This is a genomic window from Paenibacillus elgii NBRC 100335 (genome assembly GCF_004000865.1).
In the GTDB taxonomy this organism is placed as follows: domain Bacteria; phylum Bacillota; class Bacilli; order Paenibacillales; family NBRC-103111; genus Paenibacillus_G; species Paenibacillus_G elgii.
This window is the reverse complement of record NZ_BIMB01000059.1, coordinates 26176-43823: the sequence shown is the minus strand read 5'-3', so window position 1 is coordinate 43823 and position 17648 is coordinate 26176. Positions and strand designations below refer to the sequence as shown.

General features: G+C 49.4%; 19 protein-coding genes. 6 read left to right on the top strand and 13 right to left on the bottom strand.

Going from position 1 to position 17648, the window contains the following annotated elements:
• Positions 1-47: 47 nt before the first annotated feature.
• The 3 genes from PEL01S_RS29380 to PEL01S_RS29370 all read right to left on the bottom strand — a co-directional run bounded on the left by PEL01S_RS29380 (position 48) and on the right by PEL01S_RS29370 (position 2161).
• A complete protein-coding gene (locus tag PEL01S_RS29380) occupies positions 48-500 on the bottom strand; it encodes an AbrB/MazE/SpoVT family DNA-binding domain-containing protein (RefSeq protein WP_127462762.1) in 453 nt (150 codons plus the stop codon).
• 14 nt (positions 501-514) lie between these two features.
• A complete protein-coding gene (locus PEL01S_RS29375) occupies positions 515-655 on the bottom strand; it encodes a Spo0E family sporulation regulatory protein-aspartic acid phosphatase (RefSeq protein WP_255320173.1) in 141 nt (46 codons plus the stop codon).
• Positions 656-931: 276 nt separating this feature from the next.
• On the bottom strand, positions 932-2161 hold the full coding sequence (locus tag PEL01S_RS29370; RefSeq protein ID WP_127462761.1) for a helix-turn-helix domain-containing protein: 1230 nt from the start codon (positions 2159-2161) through the stop codon (positions 932-934).
• 306 nt (positions 2162-2467) lie between these two features.
• Between PEL01S_RS29370 and PEL01S_RS29365 the strand changes: the two genes are divergently transcribed.
• Entirely contained in the window at positions 2468-3214 is a 747-nt protein-coding gene (locus PEL01S_RS29365) for a hypothetical protein (RefSeq protein WP_127462760.1), read from the top strand.
• A gap of 710 nt (positions 3215-3924) precedes the next feature.
• Here the strand turns inward: PEL01S_RS29365 and PEL01S_RS29360 are convergent.
• The 6 genes from PEL01S_RS29360 to PEL01S_RS29335 all read right to left on the bottom strand — a co-directional run bounded on the left by PEL01S_RS29360 (position 3925) and on the right by PEL01S_RS29335 (position 10231).
• Positions 3925-5304, bottom strand: coding sequence for an ABC transporter substrate-binding protein (locus tag PEL01S_RS29360; protein ID WP_164824335.1), 1380 nt, complete (start codon positions 5302-5304; stop codon positions 3925-3927).
• 15 nt (positions 5305-5319) lie between these two features.
• Positions 5320-6075, bottom strand: coding sequence for a polysaccharide deacetylase family protein (locus PEL01S_RS29355; protein WP_127462759.1), 756 nt, complete (start codon positions 6073-6075; stop codon positions 5320-5322).
• A 239-nt stretch (positions 6076-6314) separates the two neighbouring features.
• Entirely contained in the window at positions 6315-6755 is a 441-nt protein-coding gene (locus PEL01S_RS29350; protein WP_063184896.1) for a hypothetical protein, read from the bottom strand.
• Between the two features lie 179 nt (positions 6756-6934).
• Positions 6935-8062: a hypothetical protein gene (locus PEL01S_RS29345; RefSeq protein WP_127462758.1), complete on the bottom strand. Its 1128-nt coding sequence runs from the start codon at positions 8060-8062 to the stop codon at positions 6935-6937.
• Positions 8059-9531, bottom strand: coding sequence for a sensor histidine kinase (locus tag PEL01S_RS29340; protein WP_127462763.1), 1473 nt, complete (start codon positions 9529-9531; stop codon positions 8059-8061). The genes PEL01S_RS29345 and PEL01S_RS29340 overlap by 4 nt, the downstream gene beginning before the upstream one ends.
• A gap of 4 nt (positions 9532-9535) precedes the next feature.
• Positions 9536-10231 (bottom strand): winged helix-turn-helix domain-containing protein, encoded by a 696-nt coding sequence (locus PEL01S_RS29335; RefSeq protein WP_063184936.1) that lies wholly within the window; start codon positions 10229-10231, stop codon positions 9536-9538.
• Positions 10232-10439: 208 nt separating this feature from the next.
• Between PEL01S_RS29335 and PEL01S_RS29330 the strand changes: the two genes are divergently transcribed.
• Together PEL01S_RS29330 and PEL01S_RS29325 are read left to right on the top strand one after the other, a co-directional pair.
• Positions 10440-10928, top strand: coding sequence for an RNA polymerase sigma factor (locus PEL01S_RS29330; protein ID WP_127462757.1), 489 nt, complete (start codon positions 10440-10442; stop codon positions 10926-10928).
• On the top strand, positions 10915-12195 hold the full coding sequence (locus PEL01S_RS29325) for a zf-HC2 domain-containing protein (protein WP_127462756.1): 1281 nt from the start codon (positions 10915-10917) through the stop codon (positions 12193-12195). Before PEL01S_RS29330 ends, PEL01S_RS29325 begins: the two co-directional genes overlap by 14 nt.
• Before the next feature lie 80 nt (positions 12196-12275).
• Here the strand turns inward: PEL01S_RS29325 and PEL01S_RS29320 are convergent, their stop codons facing one another.
• Positions 12276-13070, bottom strand: coding sequence for a metallophosphoesterase family protein (locus tag PEL01S_RS29320; RefSeq protein WP_218032561.1), 795 nt, complete (start codon positions 13068-13070; stop codon positions 12276-12278).
• On the bottom strand, positions 13070-13723 hold the full coding sequence (locus PEL01S_RS29315) for a hypothetical protein (protein WP_127462754.1): 654 nt from the start codon (positions 13721-13723) through the stop codon (positions 13070-13072). Before PEL01S_RS29315 ends, PEL01S_RS29320 begins: the two co-directional genes overlap by 1 nt.
• Before the next feature lie 206 nt (positions 13724-13929).
• Here PEL01S_RS29315 and PEL01S_RS29310 point away from each other — a divergent pair, with 206 nt between their 5' ends.
• Genes PEL01S_RS29310 through PEL01S_RS29300 form a run of 3 tightly spaced genes read left to right on the top strand, consistent with a single transcriptional unit; the run spans position 13930 to position 15916 of the window.
• Entirely contained in the window at positions 13930-14496 is a 567-nt protein-coding gene (locus tag PEL01S_RS29310) for a class I SAM-dependent methyltransferase (protein ID WP_127462753.1), read from the top strand.
• Between the two features lie 2 nt (positions 14497-14498).
• A complete protein-coding gene (locus PEL01S_RS29305) occupies positions 14499-14699 on the top strand; it encodes a hypothetical protein (protein WP_127462752.1) in 201 nt (66 codons plus the stop codon).
• Complete coding sequence (locus PEL01S_RS29300) at positions 14687-15916, top strand: adenosylhomocysteinase (RefSeq protein WP_127462751.1); 1230 nt, start codon at positions 14687-14689, stop codon at positions 15914-15916. The genes PEL01S_RS29305 and PEL01S_RS29300 overlap by 13 nt, the downstream gene beginning before the upstream one ends.
• A 5-nt stretch (positions 15917-15921) precedes the next feature.
• Here PEL01S_RS29300 and PEL01S_RS29295 read toward each other — a convergent pair whose 3' ends face one another.
• Both PEL01S_RS29295 and PEL01S_RS29290 read right to left on the bottom strand, forming a co-directional pair.
• Positions 15922-16956 carry a serine hydrolase domain-containing protein gene (locus PEL01S_RS29295; RefSeq protein WP_127462750.1) on the bottom strand — a complete coding sequence of 345 codons (1035 nt, stop codon included), beginning with the start codon at positions 16954-16956 and terminating at the stop codon, positions 15922-15924.
• Positions 16957-17047: 91 nt separating this feature from the next.
• Positions 17048-17500 carry a MarR family winged helix-turn-helix transcriptional regulator gene (locus tag PEL01S_RS29290; RefSeq protein WP_127462749.1) on the bottom strand — a complete coding sequence of 151 codons (453 nt, stop codon included), beginning with the start codon at positions 17498-17500 and terminating at the stop codon, positions 17048-17050.
• Between the last annotated feature and the right edge of the window lie 148 nt (positions 17501-17648).

The following is a 17648-nucleotide window of genomic DNA, read 5'->3' as shown; positions in this document are numbered from 1 at the left end:
CATTGGCCGGGACTCTTTTTGTTTCTAATGTTTAGCCCCCGATCCATCTATAGGTCCCTAATTAATTTACTGACCCATGCTGGAGAACATCCCAGGATTTGGGCTAACTCTTTTTGCGAGGCTCTAGGGTTTTCCTTCATCGCTTGATGTAGCCGATCCAATGCTTTTTTCCTTCTTGAAGTATATTCTTTCTTGTTTCTCTCACTTGCTCGTTCACGTTCTACCCGCGCCAAGAAAACTTGAAGCGCCGGAAGGCTTTGAATGCATTGCATACAAATATAAAATTTTTTGAAGTAAATGGCTTGTTTCTCACTCAAACAAAACAAACATTCTTTGCAGTGATATCTATAGACCATAATCGCCTTTCTCTCGTCATCGCAAAAATACTCCGTCTGAACATTGGGATTCAGATTCAACATACGCCTAAGCTCCGTAGGAATTACGATTCTACCTACATTGTCGACCACTCTAACAATTCCAGTTCTTCTATCCTCTTGCATAAGCACACCTCATTCTAGCTCACACATCGCATTTTTCGCATTTGAGCAATTAAAACGTATGTATCTAATTGTTGACTCAACTGGACCACATATTCACTCGTTAAACTCTCACCTTGGTGTATTGCTTCTTCCATTTGGTTCCGAATGTTCTTCATGGCATTGAGTAACGCACCATCGTCTAAATTGTTTAGTCCAAGGGTTACACAAGCCTCCTTTCCATTCGCTAACATGGTCATATGGCAGTCCCCTTTTTTCAACTATTGCAATTTTGTTTTTTCACAAAATTAACTGTACCATACATCTCATAAAAAACTTGTAATTCCATTTTGTGCAACTTTAAAAAATAAAAAAACAGGTTTATGATCACCTGTTTTAACCGAAAAACACTTATTTATAATGACTTATATTCATTCCGGCCCGTTACATCTACTTTAACCTCTTCCAATGACGTCTTTACCGACAAGCTGATCACTCTGATGATTCAAACGAGATGCAATAAGACCGACTTCGTGGAACATTTCCGCCAAGTTATCAGCCGTGATCTTTTTGCTCTTTACCTGTTGACCAAGCAAGCCGATACTAAGTTGGTAATATCCTTTGTATCTATAAAACTTTCCAATAGACGCCAGTTTTTGTGGCGTTAGTGGCTGTTTAGGTAAAAACTCTTTTTCCCTTTCTAATATTTCTTCAATAGATTTAAAATCCCCTAATTGAAAATAAATTTCAAGTAGTTCATCTGCAATGTGTATCTTATTATCCAAGCTGACCTCGTCCATATATTTTTTAAGCAACGGTATAGCAATATCAAACTCTTTCTTTCGTGCTTTTGTTAAGGCCCGAGTAATCTTGGCGGATTCGATAACAAAATCATTCTTCATGTTTTCAAAAGTATCCAGGTGCTTCTCAACCGCATCGTAATCTTTTAATTGCGAATATGAATTAATCATCGTCAAATAGGCCCTCGCTTTAAGTTCAGTATCTTCTTTTTCTAGCGGAAGACCTTCCTCACAGAGTTGTATGCATTCTTTAAACTTTTTGATGTTATATGCATGTAAAACCATTCTAAAGTAATAAGTAATTTTCTCCTCACGTGATAAAAAATTAGTGTAGTGTAAAATTTCTTTGCCTGATTGAAAGGATTCTTCCAATTTATCGAAATCGTTCCTCTCAATCAAATACTTTTGAAGCAGCCCTTTGGCTACGTAATACGGCACTCCGCGTTCTCTGGAATACTTTATGATTATTGCATAGAGCGAAATTTTCAGTGAATCATGGTTTACTTTTCTGGTAAAGTCAAGCAATCGTCGAAGCGATTCTTCCGTCTCTACCATATGCAACTCCAATATCCGCGTCCCCACTTTCGGAACTAGCAAAAAGTTCTTTTCACAGGTAGTCACTTCTTCGAGTACTTCAAACAAAGTGTTTATCCGATTTTCTTCTTGTAGGTAACACTCCATAATCTCGAAATATTGTGCAGGAAAAGTGGTAGCTATAGCCTTCAAATTTTTAAATTCAAGCCGCTTCGTTTCCCCGCGCTCTATACGATTTAGTACACTTTTACTTACCCCTGTTAGCTCTTCAAGTTTTGCGTATGTCAAATTTTTCTCTTTTCTAAGTTGGAAGATAATATCTGAGATGGTTTTTAATTTAACGCCCACCATAGCACATAACCTTCCTTTTAAATGTATATTTTTACAATTTTTAATTATAGCAAAGTAAGTTTCGTCTTACAATTAATTGATTTTCTCAGCCTAAATTCTTACACAAAACACGATGATTCGATAAACTTCTACAAAGCTTAACTGTTATTTGGTAATCACTGTAATCACTTGTACATTTTGAGGAAATTATCAAAACGAAAATAGACTCCTATTCCTATCCCATATTTTGTATTATTGTGATAATTTATGTTTGAACAAGTCAGTCGGCCGACCATTGTTCAAAATATTTTTTAAGGAGCGGTTTGAATGACTTTATCAATGACGAATGGTTTCAAAAAAGTAACTCTTTGGTCGCTCGTTGTATGCATTTTTTTGGCGATGTTCTCCACCGTTGCATCTGCTGCCCCTAGTCAAAACAATTCCTTAACGGTTTCCGGGTATGTGGAATATTTGACGGAGAAACAAAAGACTGATCCCGGCGCAACTGAGGTATTGGAAAAATTCAAAGCTCTTTCTTCCTACGATCAAGAAAAATTTTTGAAAGTTCTTCAATCCTCTGAAATTGGGAAAGTGTTGGAACTCAAAAATCAGACTGTGATGATTGAGGGAGTACCAGTAGAAACAAAAGCTACTTTGGTTTCTGACCTACCTAATACGTTGAATGCTCAATGGGAGTCAACTGTGTTAGGTGTTAGCATTACAACTTTTTACCTGACACTTACGTACAGGTTCGATCTCGCTAATGGTGGGCGTGTCACAAAAGTTGTCGATGCCAATGGAGCACACCGAAATTATAACCCCGGGGTTATTATCAGCGAGTCTGGGTCAGCATCAAAGGAGACTTCCGGCAGCGAAGCATATGCAAGGCAGAATTGGACGGCAAAAATGGTTCCCGCTGGAGGCTTCGTTGAATATGCTCTTATCGGCTATTTAAAAGGGGATGGGAATGCAGGATATGCCAAATTTGAAGGGAATACTCCAGCTCTAAACAACATCAATAAAGGCATTTGGCAGCAAATTTGGTATAATGATAGCACCCATACCTTGAAATAATTGGGAGGTGCTTTAGATAGAATACCATCTTATATATTGGCTTTCGCTTGCGCTTGTAAACACAGGGCTTGCTCAAAGTAAGAATCAGAATGGATTATTCTGGTTTTTCATTTCTCTTATTATCGGTCCGCTTGCTACCTTGGCACTAGTAATTAATTTTAAGAGAAAGCACTAGAAACAAGGGTCACTATCGCTTATATTGCGGTGTGACCCTTGTTCTTTAAATTCTATGTGTTGGTTGCCCGGACGCCTTCCGCAGCTCATTAGAGATTCGCGTCCCCGCATTTAACATAGGCTTCTCCGCCCTTCGTACATTTGGTGGTCGGCTTCGAAGGATGCAAAATATTATTACCACAGGGTTAGCTGACATAAGGAAAGGAATGATCTAAATATTTGCGACTGTAATGCTTATCTTCTTTTTAGTCAGCATGTTGTCGTTGGGAATAGCATACTATAAGATCCACAGCACTCCGTATGCGAAGTTAATTTTACTGAGTATTATACTGACCTTTATTGGATATTGTGTAACTTTCTATTTTATTTTCTTCAATGAATGAGCGTAAACAAAGAACCTTCGCATTCCCTGCGAAGGTTCTTGTTCTATCTACCGGGTCGATCTCGGCTAAAAAACTCGACTGACCGAAAGTTCTCTCCACACAAGCACCTCTCCTGAATTCTCCCGCTTATAAACAAAATGTTTCCGATCATCTTCATTCGTTCAAGAACGTCGTCGCCCGATTCTGAATCAGCTTCGCCACGTCCTCCGCGGACTTTTGGCCCTTGAAGAAGGCTTCCGATTCCTTGACAATAATGTCCTCCAGCTTGGAAGGCTTGAACGCCACCTGATAGACGGCCCTCGACAGATGCTGCTCCAATCCCTGAAGATCCGCTTCGGTGACTTGGAACGTCTTGCCCTTCAGCGGTCCGAGCTCGTGAGCCTTAACGGTTCCGGTTTGGAGCAATTGCTTCACCTGCTTGTGAAATACGGCTTTGTTCAGAGGAAAACCGGCCCGTTCCGGTGAAGGCTGCATCTCCTCGGACATCAGAAATTTGATAAAATCCCAGGCTTCCTTCTTCACGGCGGATTTCTCGTTTATGCCCATCGTCCGGTAAGTCCGGAAAAAATCTCCGGCTTTTTGGCCTTCTCCCTTCGGTCTGGAATACAGCTTGGGTTGAGCGAAATTTTCCTTCGGCGTCAAAATATAATCCGCGGGCGAGGTGATATGCGTCATTCTGAAATACGCTTGGCGCGCCTCTTCCGTCACGACCTTCTCGTCGAACATCGACTTCACTTGCTTCATTAAGTTGATAAAAGACTCGGATTGAAAGTTGGCTTTCCGGTTGACCTGATCGACATACAAGGATAAATTATTTTTCACCATTTCATTTAACAATCCGGAGGGATAGGTCATAAAGGCATAACGCTGATCCCCTTTCTTCGCCAGCGCTTTGGCAGTCTCGCTGAACTCGCTCCAGGTCCAACGAGCGTCGTCGAAGGTCACCCCCGTTTTCCGGATCGCCTCTTCGTCCCCGACAAGACCGTACAAGAAGAAATTGACCGGCATCCCGTAGACGCTGCCGTTCAGCTTGATTCCTTCCAAAATGTTTTGAAAATATTGATCCTTCTTGAACTCGGGGTCCTTCTCCATCATGTCGCTCAAATTGGCAAGCACTTTCTTATTCACGTAGTTATCCATAGGCAGCAGGTCCATCTCTACCAGATCCGGCCCTTTTCCGGATAACATTTGCGTATTCGTCTTTTTGATAAAGTTTTCCACATTCTCCTCGCCGTGACTATCGTCCGTCGGGACATAATTAAGCTGGATCTCGATATTCGGGTGCTTCGCCTCATATTTGCGCTTCGCGTCTTTGAAAAAATCGTCCTCAAAAAACGTCGAGAGCACAACCGTCTTCTTGCCGCCCTGTGATTGGACAGATTCGGCGGTCTTGCTTGTCGTGTCCGCTTGCGCCTCGTTCTTGTTCGCGCCGCCTTCCGGCTGCGCCGCTTCGCCGGGGCCTCCATCGGCGCTGCAAGCTGTCGCCGCGATCATCAATAGGCAGCCGCTTAGGCTTAGCCATGCTTTTCTCATGTTCTGTTCCTCCTGTTAAGAGCTTTTCGATTTCAATTCATCTACCGTCACAAACGAATAGCCTTCTTCCTGCAATTCCTCGATCATCTTGGGCAGCAATTCGATCGTATTGCTCAGATCGCCCTTTTTGCCGCCGAAGCTGTGCATCAGAATGATGCCTCCGGGCTTCAGATTCGCTTTGACATTTTTCAGCATGTCCTCCGGCGTCGCTCCGGCCCAATCGCGTGTATCGACATTCCACAGCACATTGTGCTGACCGTTTTGCTCGATGGCTTCGGTTACTTTTTTGGAAACCGCGCCGTAAGGCGTCCGGACATACTTTGGGGCCTCGCCCGTTGCGTTCTGAATCACCTTGTTCAGCTTGACGATTTCATTGTTGATCTGCTGTCCGTTCAGCTTGGTCAGATCCTTGTGGCTCCACGTATGATTCCCCAGCATGTGCCCTTCCTTGACGATGCGGGATAGAACGTCCGGGTATTTCTCCGCCTGATAGCCGACGACAAAAAAAGTCGCTTTCGCGTCATACTTCTTCAAAACGTCCAAAATTTTGACGGTATATTTCGCATCCGGCCCGTCGTCAAAGGTGAGCGCGACCAGCTTGTCCTTCTTCGGCGGCTTCAGGTTCGCCTGACTCTGGACTTGCTCACTCTTCGCCTCTCTTACTTTCGCCTCCGTCTGGGGGAGCATCGCATCGACGATGAAATAGCCAGACAGCAACGCAAGCACAACGATGCCAATCCGCAAACGCAGCAGTCCTTTAGTCCTCTTCATTCCGTTCAACCTTTCCATGAAATTGGTTTCTCTAAACCTAGTTATAAGTCAACGTTGTTACCAAAACTTCTCCGAGTTGTAAACAAAATGTAACGGAATCGGACAACGATGGACAACGAGGTACAAAATCCGGCAAAAAGGTTCTCAACGCAAAAAAATCCCTAACCAGGATGATGACACTGGCGGGACACAAAAAAGAGCAGCAAGGTTATCCCTCCTGCTCCTTGAGTTTCCCCGGCTTACGGGCTAACTTTCACATGCACTTTCGTTCTATTGTTACTTTTGTTCGCCACAGCGATAATGTGCTGTTTGTCCGGGTTCACATGAAATTTTTTCTCGAGCGCTTCGTCCGTTTTATTCCCTGTGACAACGATGTCGCCGACCTTTGTTTCCCTAATCCCCTCTACTTCGTATAGCATATAGATAACTTTCGTATCTCCCGAGCTGGACTGAGAAACCGTCAATGTCAGTTCATCACTAACAGGCCGAAATTCCCCCGATTTACCAAATCTGGTTAACAGCCCCGTTCCGAGCTCGAAATAATACTTGTACGAGAACAAGCCTGCATCGCCAGTCTGTACGTTTTGCGGAGTAGTTGCCGTCTCTTTCGCGAAAGCGCTGATCGGAGCGGCGGACATCAGAAGTGTGAAGGCCGATAACATCAACAAGGACTTTTTCATTAAACAATCATCTCCCCTTTGTTTCAGATTAGTTTGAGTCCGAACACAAGTAATGATATTCTATCTCGTTTCCGATTTGTAAGATTTAGTTTATCTCGCTAAAAAATTGTATTTTCTTGTATAGAAGTTGCAAATTCCTGTAGATAGATGTCGATTGAAATGTTTTAACTTTGAACGCTTCACTTAAATTCGATGATAAAAAGGGAGCTGTTCTGGGAAAAAGGCGCGGCGCTCGGGGCGCTGACGACAGGGCGGGACTCATACCATTTCCTGCCGTTCAGCAGCATCCTCCGGTTATCCGGGCTCCACTCGATTTGTTCGGGAACGATTCCCTTGTAGATTTCCTTTTCGTTCATGATATTGTTTCCTTGCAGCTTGGCCACGTACAGATTTTCGCGGCCTTTGGAGTAGGCGATATATTTGCGGTCGCGCGAGAGCTGGAACACGCCGCTCCGTTCAAGCAAAATCGTTGTCTTCGCATTCCGGCGGTCGAATAACGTTAACGAGCCTTCCTCCCCGACAAAAACGATTTGATCGTCATTCACAAAATCGCCGTTTCCCTCACTGCTTACGGGATGCTCATACTGGCTTACGAAGGTATCGCCTTGAAGTGAACCGAAAACGATATATGCCTGACGAGCCGCTATTTTGAAAATTAACGCACTCGCTCCGTCATCCGAAACCTGAACGGAATAAAATTGATGGTTCTCCGTTTTCCCGGGGAACTTGAACTCCTTCGTCTCCTGACGCGTCACGTCATAAACGACAATGACAGCCTCCTGGTTCCCGTTCTCTTGCACAAAGGAGACGTAGCGCCCGTTATTCGACCACGACATCTGCCCCGCCACGACAACGCCCTCTTTGTTGGTCCACTCCCGCAGGACGGTTTGCTTTTGATCCGCCAAATGAAGCAGCATTAATTTCTCTTTGCCGCCGGTCTGAACGGAAAACGAAGCATACGCGCCGTCGGCAGATACTTTGACGCCGTGCACAAATCCATGGATCTCCGGCCATGACTGCCGGGTCTTGAGTTCGTAGTCCAACTGCTCGAAGCCTCGCTCCCGGCCCCTTTTACCAAAATAGCCAAGCACGTGCTCCTTGTCGGTCCAGCCGAACAGCTCGCCATCCTCGTTCTCCTGCAGCTTATAAATTTTGTTTACTTCGAATGTCTCGCTTAAGCTCTGCGGCTCGCGGCCTTCTTCCGTGTCGGGAATAATAACGGTCTTCGATTTCAGCGCCCCCGTACAGCCGGTGACGATAACGGCCAGCAGAACATACGCCGCCGCCCACAGGAATATCCGTTTCATTCTGCATGTCCTCTCTTCGGCTTCGTATAAGGGAGCTCAATCGCTACGCTCGTTTCCTGATCGGCGCTCCGGATCACGATGCTTCCCTGGTGGTCGTCGACAATCGCTTTGCAGATGCTGAGCCCTAAGCCGCAGCTGCCCAGCTCTTTGGACTTCCGCATATTGGCCCGGTAGAACGGCTCGAAAATTTTCGCCAAATCCTCCGGGCGGATATCTTCCCCTTGATTCGCAACCGTCATGTGCACGCGGCCGGAGACAAGCTGCGCCTTCACCGAAATCGCCGTATGCGCGAAGCCGTACTTAATCGCATTATCGATAATATTGATGAACAATTGCCTTAGTTTGGGTTCGCTTCCATCAACCCACAGCCCGTCCTCCACCTCGCAGCGAATCGTTTTCCGGTATCGTTCGGCCTTGAATCTCATGCCCTCGCATACGTCTTGAAGCAACCGCCCGGCCAAGACAGGCTCGAACGCTTCCCGGTCGGACGTTTCCTTGGAAAGCTCCAATAATTTAACTACCATATCGTGGAGCCTCTTGCTTTCGTCAACGATATGATTCATCCCTTTGTCGAAGAAGGCTTCGTCGGTTTGCCCGTTTTCCTTGATCATTTGGGCATAGCCCAGGACGGACGTCAGCGGCGTTTTCAATTCATGCGTCACATTGTCGAAAAACTGCTTGCGATGGCGGTTCAGCTCCTCCAAGCGGTCCCGGTCCTGTTCAATGCGTCCGATCTGGGCCTTGATCTTCTCGATCATCGTCCCGAAGTTATCCGCCAGTTGGCCGATCTCGTCTTTCCTTCGGAACGAGAGGCGGATATCCAGATTGCCGTTCGTCACTTCCGTGGAAGCCTTGGTCAGCTTGACGATCGGGATCGTGATATTGCGCGATAAAATATACGAAAAGATAAACGCAGCAGCGAAGATAGCGATCGTAACGTACGAAATAAAATCCAAAATATGCCTGCTCTGCTCGTACAACAGGGAAAAATCTTTGGCGAAGCGCAAAATCCCTACTTTTTTCCCTTCGATGACGACCGGATACGAGTAGTAAGCTTCGGCCGTGCTGTCCGTGTAGTTGATCGTGTACGAGGTTTTGCCGTTCAAGGCATGGTCCAGATCGTCGCCCGCCGTATTCGAGTTTTTCCACCCGGCCGAAGCATAGACCAGCTCCCCATTCACGCCGTAAGCGCTAATCTCGCTGGAAGTGACCTGCCGAAGCTCTTCCACCACGTCCTTCGCCATTTGGCGAAAATAGATCTCGTCGTTGCCGAAATGGTTGATCATAAAAGCCTGTTTCACATAGACGCTGCTGTTCTTCTTGAGGCCGATCAAGTCCTGGGTCATGATCTTCTCGTTGCTGGTCTCGATTATCTGCACGATAAAGTGGTTGAGCAGCAAAAACGAGGCGGCGAAAATAACAAAGAGACCTAACAAAAATTTTACTTTGATGGTCGGAGCCGGGATCATGCCTTTAATCCACCTGTTTGTCAAATTTGTACCCCACCCCGAACACGGTTACGATCACGTCGCCCGCCTCCAGCTTTTTGCGCAGCCGTTGGATATGAATATCGACCGTCCGCGTATCGCCGACATATTCGTAGCCCCATACGAAGTCCAGCAGCTCCGTCCGGGTAAAAATTTTGCCCCGATGCCGGTACAGCGTCATCAGAAGCTCGAATTCCTTGGGCGTCAGATCGACGATCTCGTTATTTTTCCGGACCAGCCGCTCGCTTTCGGTAATTTCAATATTTTTGAACCGGATCGGCTCGTTGGCCGGCTCCTCCGCAGGCTTATGGGGATGGGTCATTCTCCGAAGTATCGTCCGGATGCGGGCGATCACTTCCCGGAGGTCGAACGGCTTGGTAATATAGTCGTCAGCGCCAAACTCCAGGCCGACAATTTTGTCCGTAATGTCCGATTTGGCCGTCAGCATGATGATCGGAATGTTCCGGGTCTCCGTCACCTTTTTGCATATATCGAGCCCGCTGACGTCCGGAAGCATCCAGTCAAGCAGCAGCATATCCGGCTGGAAGTGCTCGATGGCCCTGAGCCCGTCCGCTCCGGTATGGGAGATCGTCGTAAGGAAGCCTTCTTTGTTCAAGCCGTAGGCCAGCAAGTCCGCGATCGCTTCTTCGTCTTCGATAATTAAAATTTTCACTTTGTCCATCTTGTCCACTCCATTCTTACCGAACATGGTAGCATACCTCATGGCTTTCGATCTACTTCGATGTGAAAAGCGCCAGCATTTGGCTGACAAACCGCGCGGGCTATTTTACAATTTTGGATAGGACGGCTGTAACGAAAACGGGACATGCAGGCACTAATGATAGAGAAAAAAAGCTTTTACGAAACCGAGCCGACAAGAAGGTGCGTTAATGTATGATCCGATAACGAAGATCTATCTGCTTTATTACGACGATTTATACCGCTTTCTGGTTACCCGGTACCCGAATCCCGACCATATCGATGACATTATACAAAATACGTTCCTCGAAGCGCTCCGGCATATGGACAGCTTCAAGGGCGACTCTTCGATCAAAACGTGGCTGTTCGGCATCGCCAAGCATCAACTGTACCGGAGCCTGCGAAAAAACAAACTCCAGCTTCCGCTGGACGATTCTTCCGAAGCAGAGCTTGCCGCCCATACGGATTTTAGCGACAAGGTGCTGGCAGAGCAAATCGTGGAACGGTTAAACCGGCTCGATCCGCCCCATCGCGATATTATGCGGCTGCGGCTGCTCCATGGGCTATCTTTTAAAGAAATTGCGCAATGGACCGACCGGACCGAAACGTACTGCCGAGTTAATTTTTACCGGATGAAAGAAAAGCTGAGAAAGGAGTACGGCGAGGATGAACACATGTAGTATCGTGAAAGATTTAATGCCGCTCCATGTGGAGGGGCTCGCGAGTGAAGAAAGCGCCGCGCTTGTGGAACGGCATATCGCGGATTGCGAGGAGTGCCGCCGTTACTATGAGACGATGAAGCAGGATTACGAGAGCCACGAGCAGAGTCGGCCCGAGCCGGATAAGAAGCGGCAGATTGAGGAGCTGATCGCGCAGCTCGGCAAATATCAGCGCAGGATCAAGCTGGTCAGCGTACTGGTGGCGATGCTGATGACCTGCATTATTAGCGGTGCAGAGGTTCACTTTCTGTCGACGATTCCATTCCTGATCCTCACTCCATTCGTGTGCCGCTTATACTACTCCCGTACGCTGCCGATTGTTGCGTCAACGATTCCGTTCGGCTTGCTGGGCGGGCTGTTAAGCGAGAACAATTCGAGCTATATTCCGTTCTTTACCGTGATCGCTCTTGTCAATGCGGCTATCGGCATCGGGGCTGCGCTATTGGTAAAGCAGGGGCTCAGGCAGGCGAAAACAGCAGCCAAAACGGGATTAATCGCGCTTGGAGCGGCGATCCTTTACTTCGGCTGTGCCAGTTATTTCTCCTTCTGGGGCAATCCCGTCGGATATACGAAGGCGCTGCTTCAAACGAATGAATACGTCAAGCGGACGTATGAACAAGGGACGCTCGACTTCAAGAAAGTGTTCTTCAACTTCAAAGACAGGCGGCATTACGGGAAGTTCGAGTTTGTGATGAACGGCGTGCGGCAGACGGCAAGCATCGGCTTCCACCGGGACGGCAGCGTGACCGACGAGTATAAATTTAAGCTGGACAACCAATTTAGCGAAGAACGCAGCGACGATTTGAAAACTGCGATTGCCGCTGCGGTCGATCCGATGCCTTCGCTCAACGTGCAAGCTTCTCCGCAAGCCGATCTGGAGATTACGCAGGACGAATTGAACGCCAACTTCTATTATTTGGCCCCCGACAAACTGGACAAAGCGGAGAAGCTGCGGGCCAGCGAGAGCGGGAAGCTGCGCTACAAGATCCTATTCGGCGCATCCGATGCAAGATACGTGAAGCTGACGAAGGAAGCGTTTTTGGCCAAAAGCGCAGCCGTTCTTCGAACGCTGCAAGAGCGGAAGCTGAATTATCACAGCGTCGAGATGAAAGCGATGGACCCAAGCGGAAACATTCAAACCGTAGAGCTGACCAAGCTGACGACGGAGCAGGATTTGCCCGGCAGCTACCGGACGTTCGATCCGGAGCGGCAAAAGGATCAGCCTTAGCCGCAGGTTAGAGAACAGAGACACCGGCCCCATATAGCCGGTGTCTCTTGTCGCTTATCATCGGCTGCCGCAGCTCCGCCCTATCTTGTAAAAATGCACACCTTGGCATCGACGTTCAAGACTTGCGTTCCGCCCGGCAGGCAAGCCAGCGGATCGTTCCAATGGGAATGTCCGCAAAATACGAGCGCTTCCGGCCCGCTCTCCAGTACAGCGCGAATCTCGGGGCTGCCTGCGCATCCCCGCTCCGGCACATCCGGGCTTTGATGAAGCAGCAGCGCATGAGGCTGCTTCTTAAGCAGCTTGCGCAAAGCTTGCAGGTAGTCCGCTTCCGTCATCCGGTTCGGCTTGTCCGGTCTGCCGATCACGCCTCCGAGACCGCCCCACGCCGCGCCGCCGAATTCGACGACTCCCGGGCGGTCGATCAGACAAATGTTGCTTCGGCCGGAGAGCTGCCGCTTCTTGGCATCGTCCATCAGATCGTGATTGCCGTCCACTCCGACGACCCAGCGAAACGTTTCGCCGAATTTAAACCATACGCCGGACGGGTCGCCGCTGCCTCCTCGCCGGAGGTCGCCATACAGATCGCCGCATAGCAGGACGCCGACCCGATCGGGAGCAAGATCAGGCCGCTCGATGCCGATCATCAGCGACAAGTAGTCGGGGAGTCCTTCGCCTAGCATGACGTCGTTCCCATCCCTGGTCCGCATCATCCCCTGCAAATCGGAGGTCACGATCAGCGCGTCGACCGATGACGGCAAACCGCACATATGCCCCACGTACACAGGCAGCTGCACTTCCTCGATACCGCCCGAGCCGGTCGAGGTCCGATAAGCGAACCATTCTACAGGCTCCTCGCTAAGCGATTCGATCCTCATCATGGTCTATCCCGGTCCGTCACCGTAATCCCTAAAGCTTCAAGCTCCGGAAGAACTTCCTCTACGTTTCGTTCCGGATTCAGGGAACGGATCGCCTCTACGCTGATTGCGGGGGCTGCATACAAAGCTTTGACGGGCTCGATCGGAATCGGCATGTCGAAGTAGCCTTCCGCCCAGTCCGCATAGTCCTCCGGCGTTTCGCAGATCGTTCCGAGCAAAAACTCCGAGCCGTCGTCTGCGCCTTTCGGCATCCGTACTTTTCCCGTTCTCCACTGCGAGTCGCCGGTTTCGCGCCATATGCAAAAGGTTACATCTTCTTTCTCCAGTGCTTCATCCTCAAGCAAAGCCAGCAAAGCTTCCGGCGTCCCGTCGTAAATTCCCGGCCATACCGCATACTCGTCCTGGGCGTGCGGGCTTAGCTCGGATTCGTGATCGAACCCTTTCAAAATAACGCCCTCCGGCGCAAACAATACGAACAAACAATCTCCGGCGCCGTTGTCGATTTTCGCAAGCGAGACGTTTGGCGCCCAATTCGGAATAAACGTATGATACCGGAGCCATTCTTCCGGGCATAAGATTACGTCCAAGGCCGCAAGCGTCAGCAAGCGCCGCTTCAAATCATCCGGCGCCGGCAAAACAGTTCGTGATGCCATCTCGATCCCCTTTCTTTATGCAGAAATTCGGTACGTGCGGAACATGTACCATTTTACCAAAAATGTTGCCGCAAACCCATACGCCGAATAATTTGGATTAATCCCGCTTTATGAATTCTTCAGAATTCCTTTAGAAATTTCTGCGCTCGTTCTGAAGATTTATTCGATAGGATGAAGAAAGCAGATGGAGAAAGGAGAGTATTGGCATGAGCACGCTTCAGGAAAAGCTGCTGTTCCTATATAAATTCTCGCGCGATCCTCAACAAATCGGCAGCGTGACGCCAAGCTCCGCGTTTTTGGCGAAAAAGATGGTCGAATCGGTAGCTTGGGAGAACGTGAGCGCTGTCGCGGAGCTTGGCGCCGGTACAGGTGCGATTACGGAATATATTCAAAAGGCCAAAAAAGACAATACCCGCGTTCTTTTGTTCGAACGAGATGCGGAGCTGCGCGGTCGGTTGCAGGAGAGATTTGCCGACTGCGCCTGTTACGACGATGCCCGATGTTTGCAATCCGTTCTACGGACGGAAGGAATCGATTCGCTCGACTGCGTGATCAGCGGACTTCCGTATTTCAATTTTCCGCAAAGCCTGCGCGATCGGCTCCTCAGTGAAATTACGGCCTCCCTCAGACCGGGCGGACGGTTTGTCGCTTTTCAATATTCACAGCAAATGCGCAAGCAGTTCAGCAAACAATTTGCCATTGAAGGGATACACTTCGTTCCGTTCAATGTCCCTCCGGCGTTCGTGTATGTATGCCGTAAGGAGGAGGGCTAACGATGGATATCGTGTCGCTGCTCTCCTGGCTCTCACGGATGACGACGGGCGAAACGATTCCGTTCCAAGAGCTTGGTTATCTCATTTATGGCTATGCGCTGGGCTTGCTCGAATCTCCCTATCGGATCATCGCGCTATTGCTCGTTTGCGTATTTCTAAGCCTACCGCGGAAAGGAAGGGATAAACAACGATGCAAGCCATAGTCCATGCTTCGATTAACGATAGCGGCTTAACGCAGGCAGGAAGGCTGAAGATCAGCCGAGCAAGCTCGCAAATGCCCGTTCTGGGCCGAATTCGGGAACGGTTCGCGCTCGGGCGGCCGCTCAAGGGACTGAAGATCGTCCTTGCTCTTCCTCTGGAAGCGGCAACGGCCTGTCTTGGGAAGACACTCCAGGCCGGGGGCGCGGAGCTGGTCATCACCAGCGGCAGCCCACACTCGAACGATGATGAGATAAGCGCTGCCTTGGCAGCCGACGGAGTCACTGTGATCCCCCAATCCGATTCGGAGCCGGAGTCTGCCAAGGCACGGCTTATCAGCGCCATAGAGACAGGGCCCCATCTGTTCGTCGATGAATGCGGGGAACTGGTCGGCACGATTCAGTCGGAGCGCCCGGACTTGCTGGCGGGCATTCGCGGCGGCGTGACGCGAACGAGAGCGAGTCTGCAGCATTTGACGCGATTGGAAAAGGAACAACGGCTTCCATTTCCGATGATCGTTCTGGACGATGCCCCCGGCATGGAGACGTTCGATCGTCGGTGCGAAACCGTACCGTCCGTATGGGATGACATGCTGCGTACGACGGACTTCGCCGCAGCGGGCAAAACCGTCGTGGTCGCAGGCTACGGCAGGCGCGGCAAAGCGATCGCCATACAGGCCAGAGCCCTCGGCGCCCATATCGTGGTCGCAGAAACCGATCCGTTGAAGGCGGTCGAGGCTTTTATGGACGGCTGCCAAGTCATGCGCTTGCAGGAAGCGGCCTTGATCGGAGACCTTCTAATCACCGCCACCGGAGCTTTGGATACGATCGGCGGGAAGCATTACTTTCTGATGAAAGACGGCGTCTTGCTCTGCCAGACAGGTCCAGCCAACGGCGAGATCAATACGAACGAGCTTGCAGATATCGCCGTATCGTACGGTATCGTTCGGGAAAATCTGGAGCGGTACGAGCTGATCGACGGGCGGAGCATTTATTTCTATGACGCAAGACTGCCTGTGCATGGGACATCCGCGGACGACGAATGCGCCGAGATGACCGACATGCGTTTGGCCCTGCTGGCTTTGTCGCTCCAATATATGAACGAGCATTACGATCGGCTGGGCAATGAGGTCTTGAAGGCGCCCTACACACTGGATGAGGAAATCGCTGTCTTAAAGCTTCAATCGCTCGGAGCGAATATCGACGAGGCTGCGGACCGGTAGTTTGACTACGACTTTTTCAACAGATCGAACAAGTCGAGACCGATCCGGTCGACGGAATCGCTCAAAAGACCGGACCGGTAATTCGAGAGCACGACGATGCCGGACGACCGGTCTTGATGAAATCCCATAAAACTGGAAAATCCATGTGTCGATCCGTTATGCCAAGCGAACTTGCCTCGTTCGTCGATAATCCATCCCAGTCCGACGCCAATCGTCTTGCTGTGACGCGCATAGGTTTGTTGGCTGATCAACAGGTCCTGACCTACCTCTTCATTGGGATGGTCACCCAAATGGGCGGACAGGAACGTCAGCTGATCGTTGAGCGTGGAGCGAAGCGCTCCCGCTCCGGCATAATCGCGCAGCAGCGTCTCAGGCCGCTGCACATCTTTCCCCGCATAGCCCGGAACCATTCTCGCCTGCTGCTCCAAAGTCAGCGTGATGCCGGTGTCCGGTAAATGCAGCGGCACACATAGACGTTCGGTGATGGCCGTCTCGTAATCCGTTCCTAGCCAGGTCGCCAGAAGCCTGCCGAGTATCCCCGTTCCCTCGTTCGAATAGCGAAATTTGCGCCCTACGGTGCCCGGAGGAACGTTTCGCAAATAGGAAATGGCTTCCTGCGGCGTAAAGTGGCAGTATGGATCGCGATGCTGCGTTTTATCGAAACGGTTGCGCCATGCTTTAAAGATTGGAAAGCCCGGCAGACCTGACGTATGCGTAGCCAGATGGGCAAGCGTCACCGGATGACGGCCGGGAAGCGTCGGCTCGAACTTCCCGAGCGAATCATCCGGGCGGAGCGCGCCTTCGGCGATCAGCAGCGCGAGCAACGAGGTTGTGAATACTTTTGTAATCGAGCCGATCTCGTATATAAGATTGTCAAAGGACACCGCTCCAAACGGCCGCAAATCCCCGAAGCCGTACACATGCCGCTCCCCTCCGCGCAAGATGCCGACCGACAGCACCGCATGCTTCCTTTTGCTGACATAAGGCTGAACGATACGCTCGACAGCTTGTTCAATATTCGTCGTATGATTTAAGCGCATTCGAGTTCATCTCCTCTCTTGGAGCAGATTTCATCACCTATATTTAATTTAAATTAATAATTTAGTTTACTTAACAATTGTCCAAAAAAAATTAGTTTCCTTTCGCCTGCTCCTCTTCAACAATCGCTTTCAGCTTCAAAACAATGTTTCTCAAAGTCAAAATATCGTCCATCCCCAGCTTCGAATAATAACGTTCAATAATGGAACGCTCGATCTGCTCGTTTCGGGCCATATACTCGGTACCCCGCTGATCCAGCTCGACGATGATCTCCCTGCGGTTGCTCGGATTGATCGACCGCTTGATGTACCCCGCCTTCTCCAGCTTGCCGAGAAATTGGCTGACGGCGCTCGGCGTAATCTCCATTTTATCGGCAATCTCGCCCGTATTGAGCCGGCCGTGCTCATGAACCATACCAAGCACAATGAACTGCTTATCCGTAATCGTCTCATCGACCAACGCGGCATATTCCAACGTTAGCATCACATTGGTGTCGTACTCGGCTTTGTTGATCTCTTTCACGTATTGGATCAGTTCTTCGTTCATCTTAATCACCTTAATTATTAAGTTTACTTCAATATTAGTTTATTCGATTTCCGTCCGTATGTCAAATTTCGCTAAAATCGTGAAAAACTTAATCGCGAGGGGTTATATCAACGCGCGTTTCTGAGAGAACCGCTCCTCCCCTCGATCT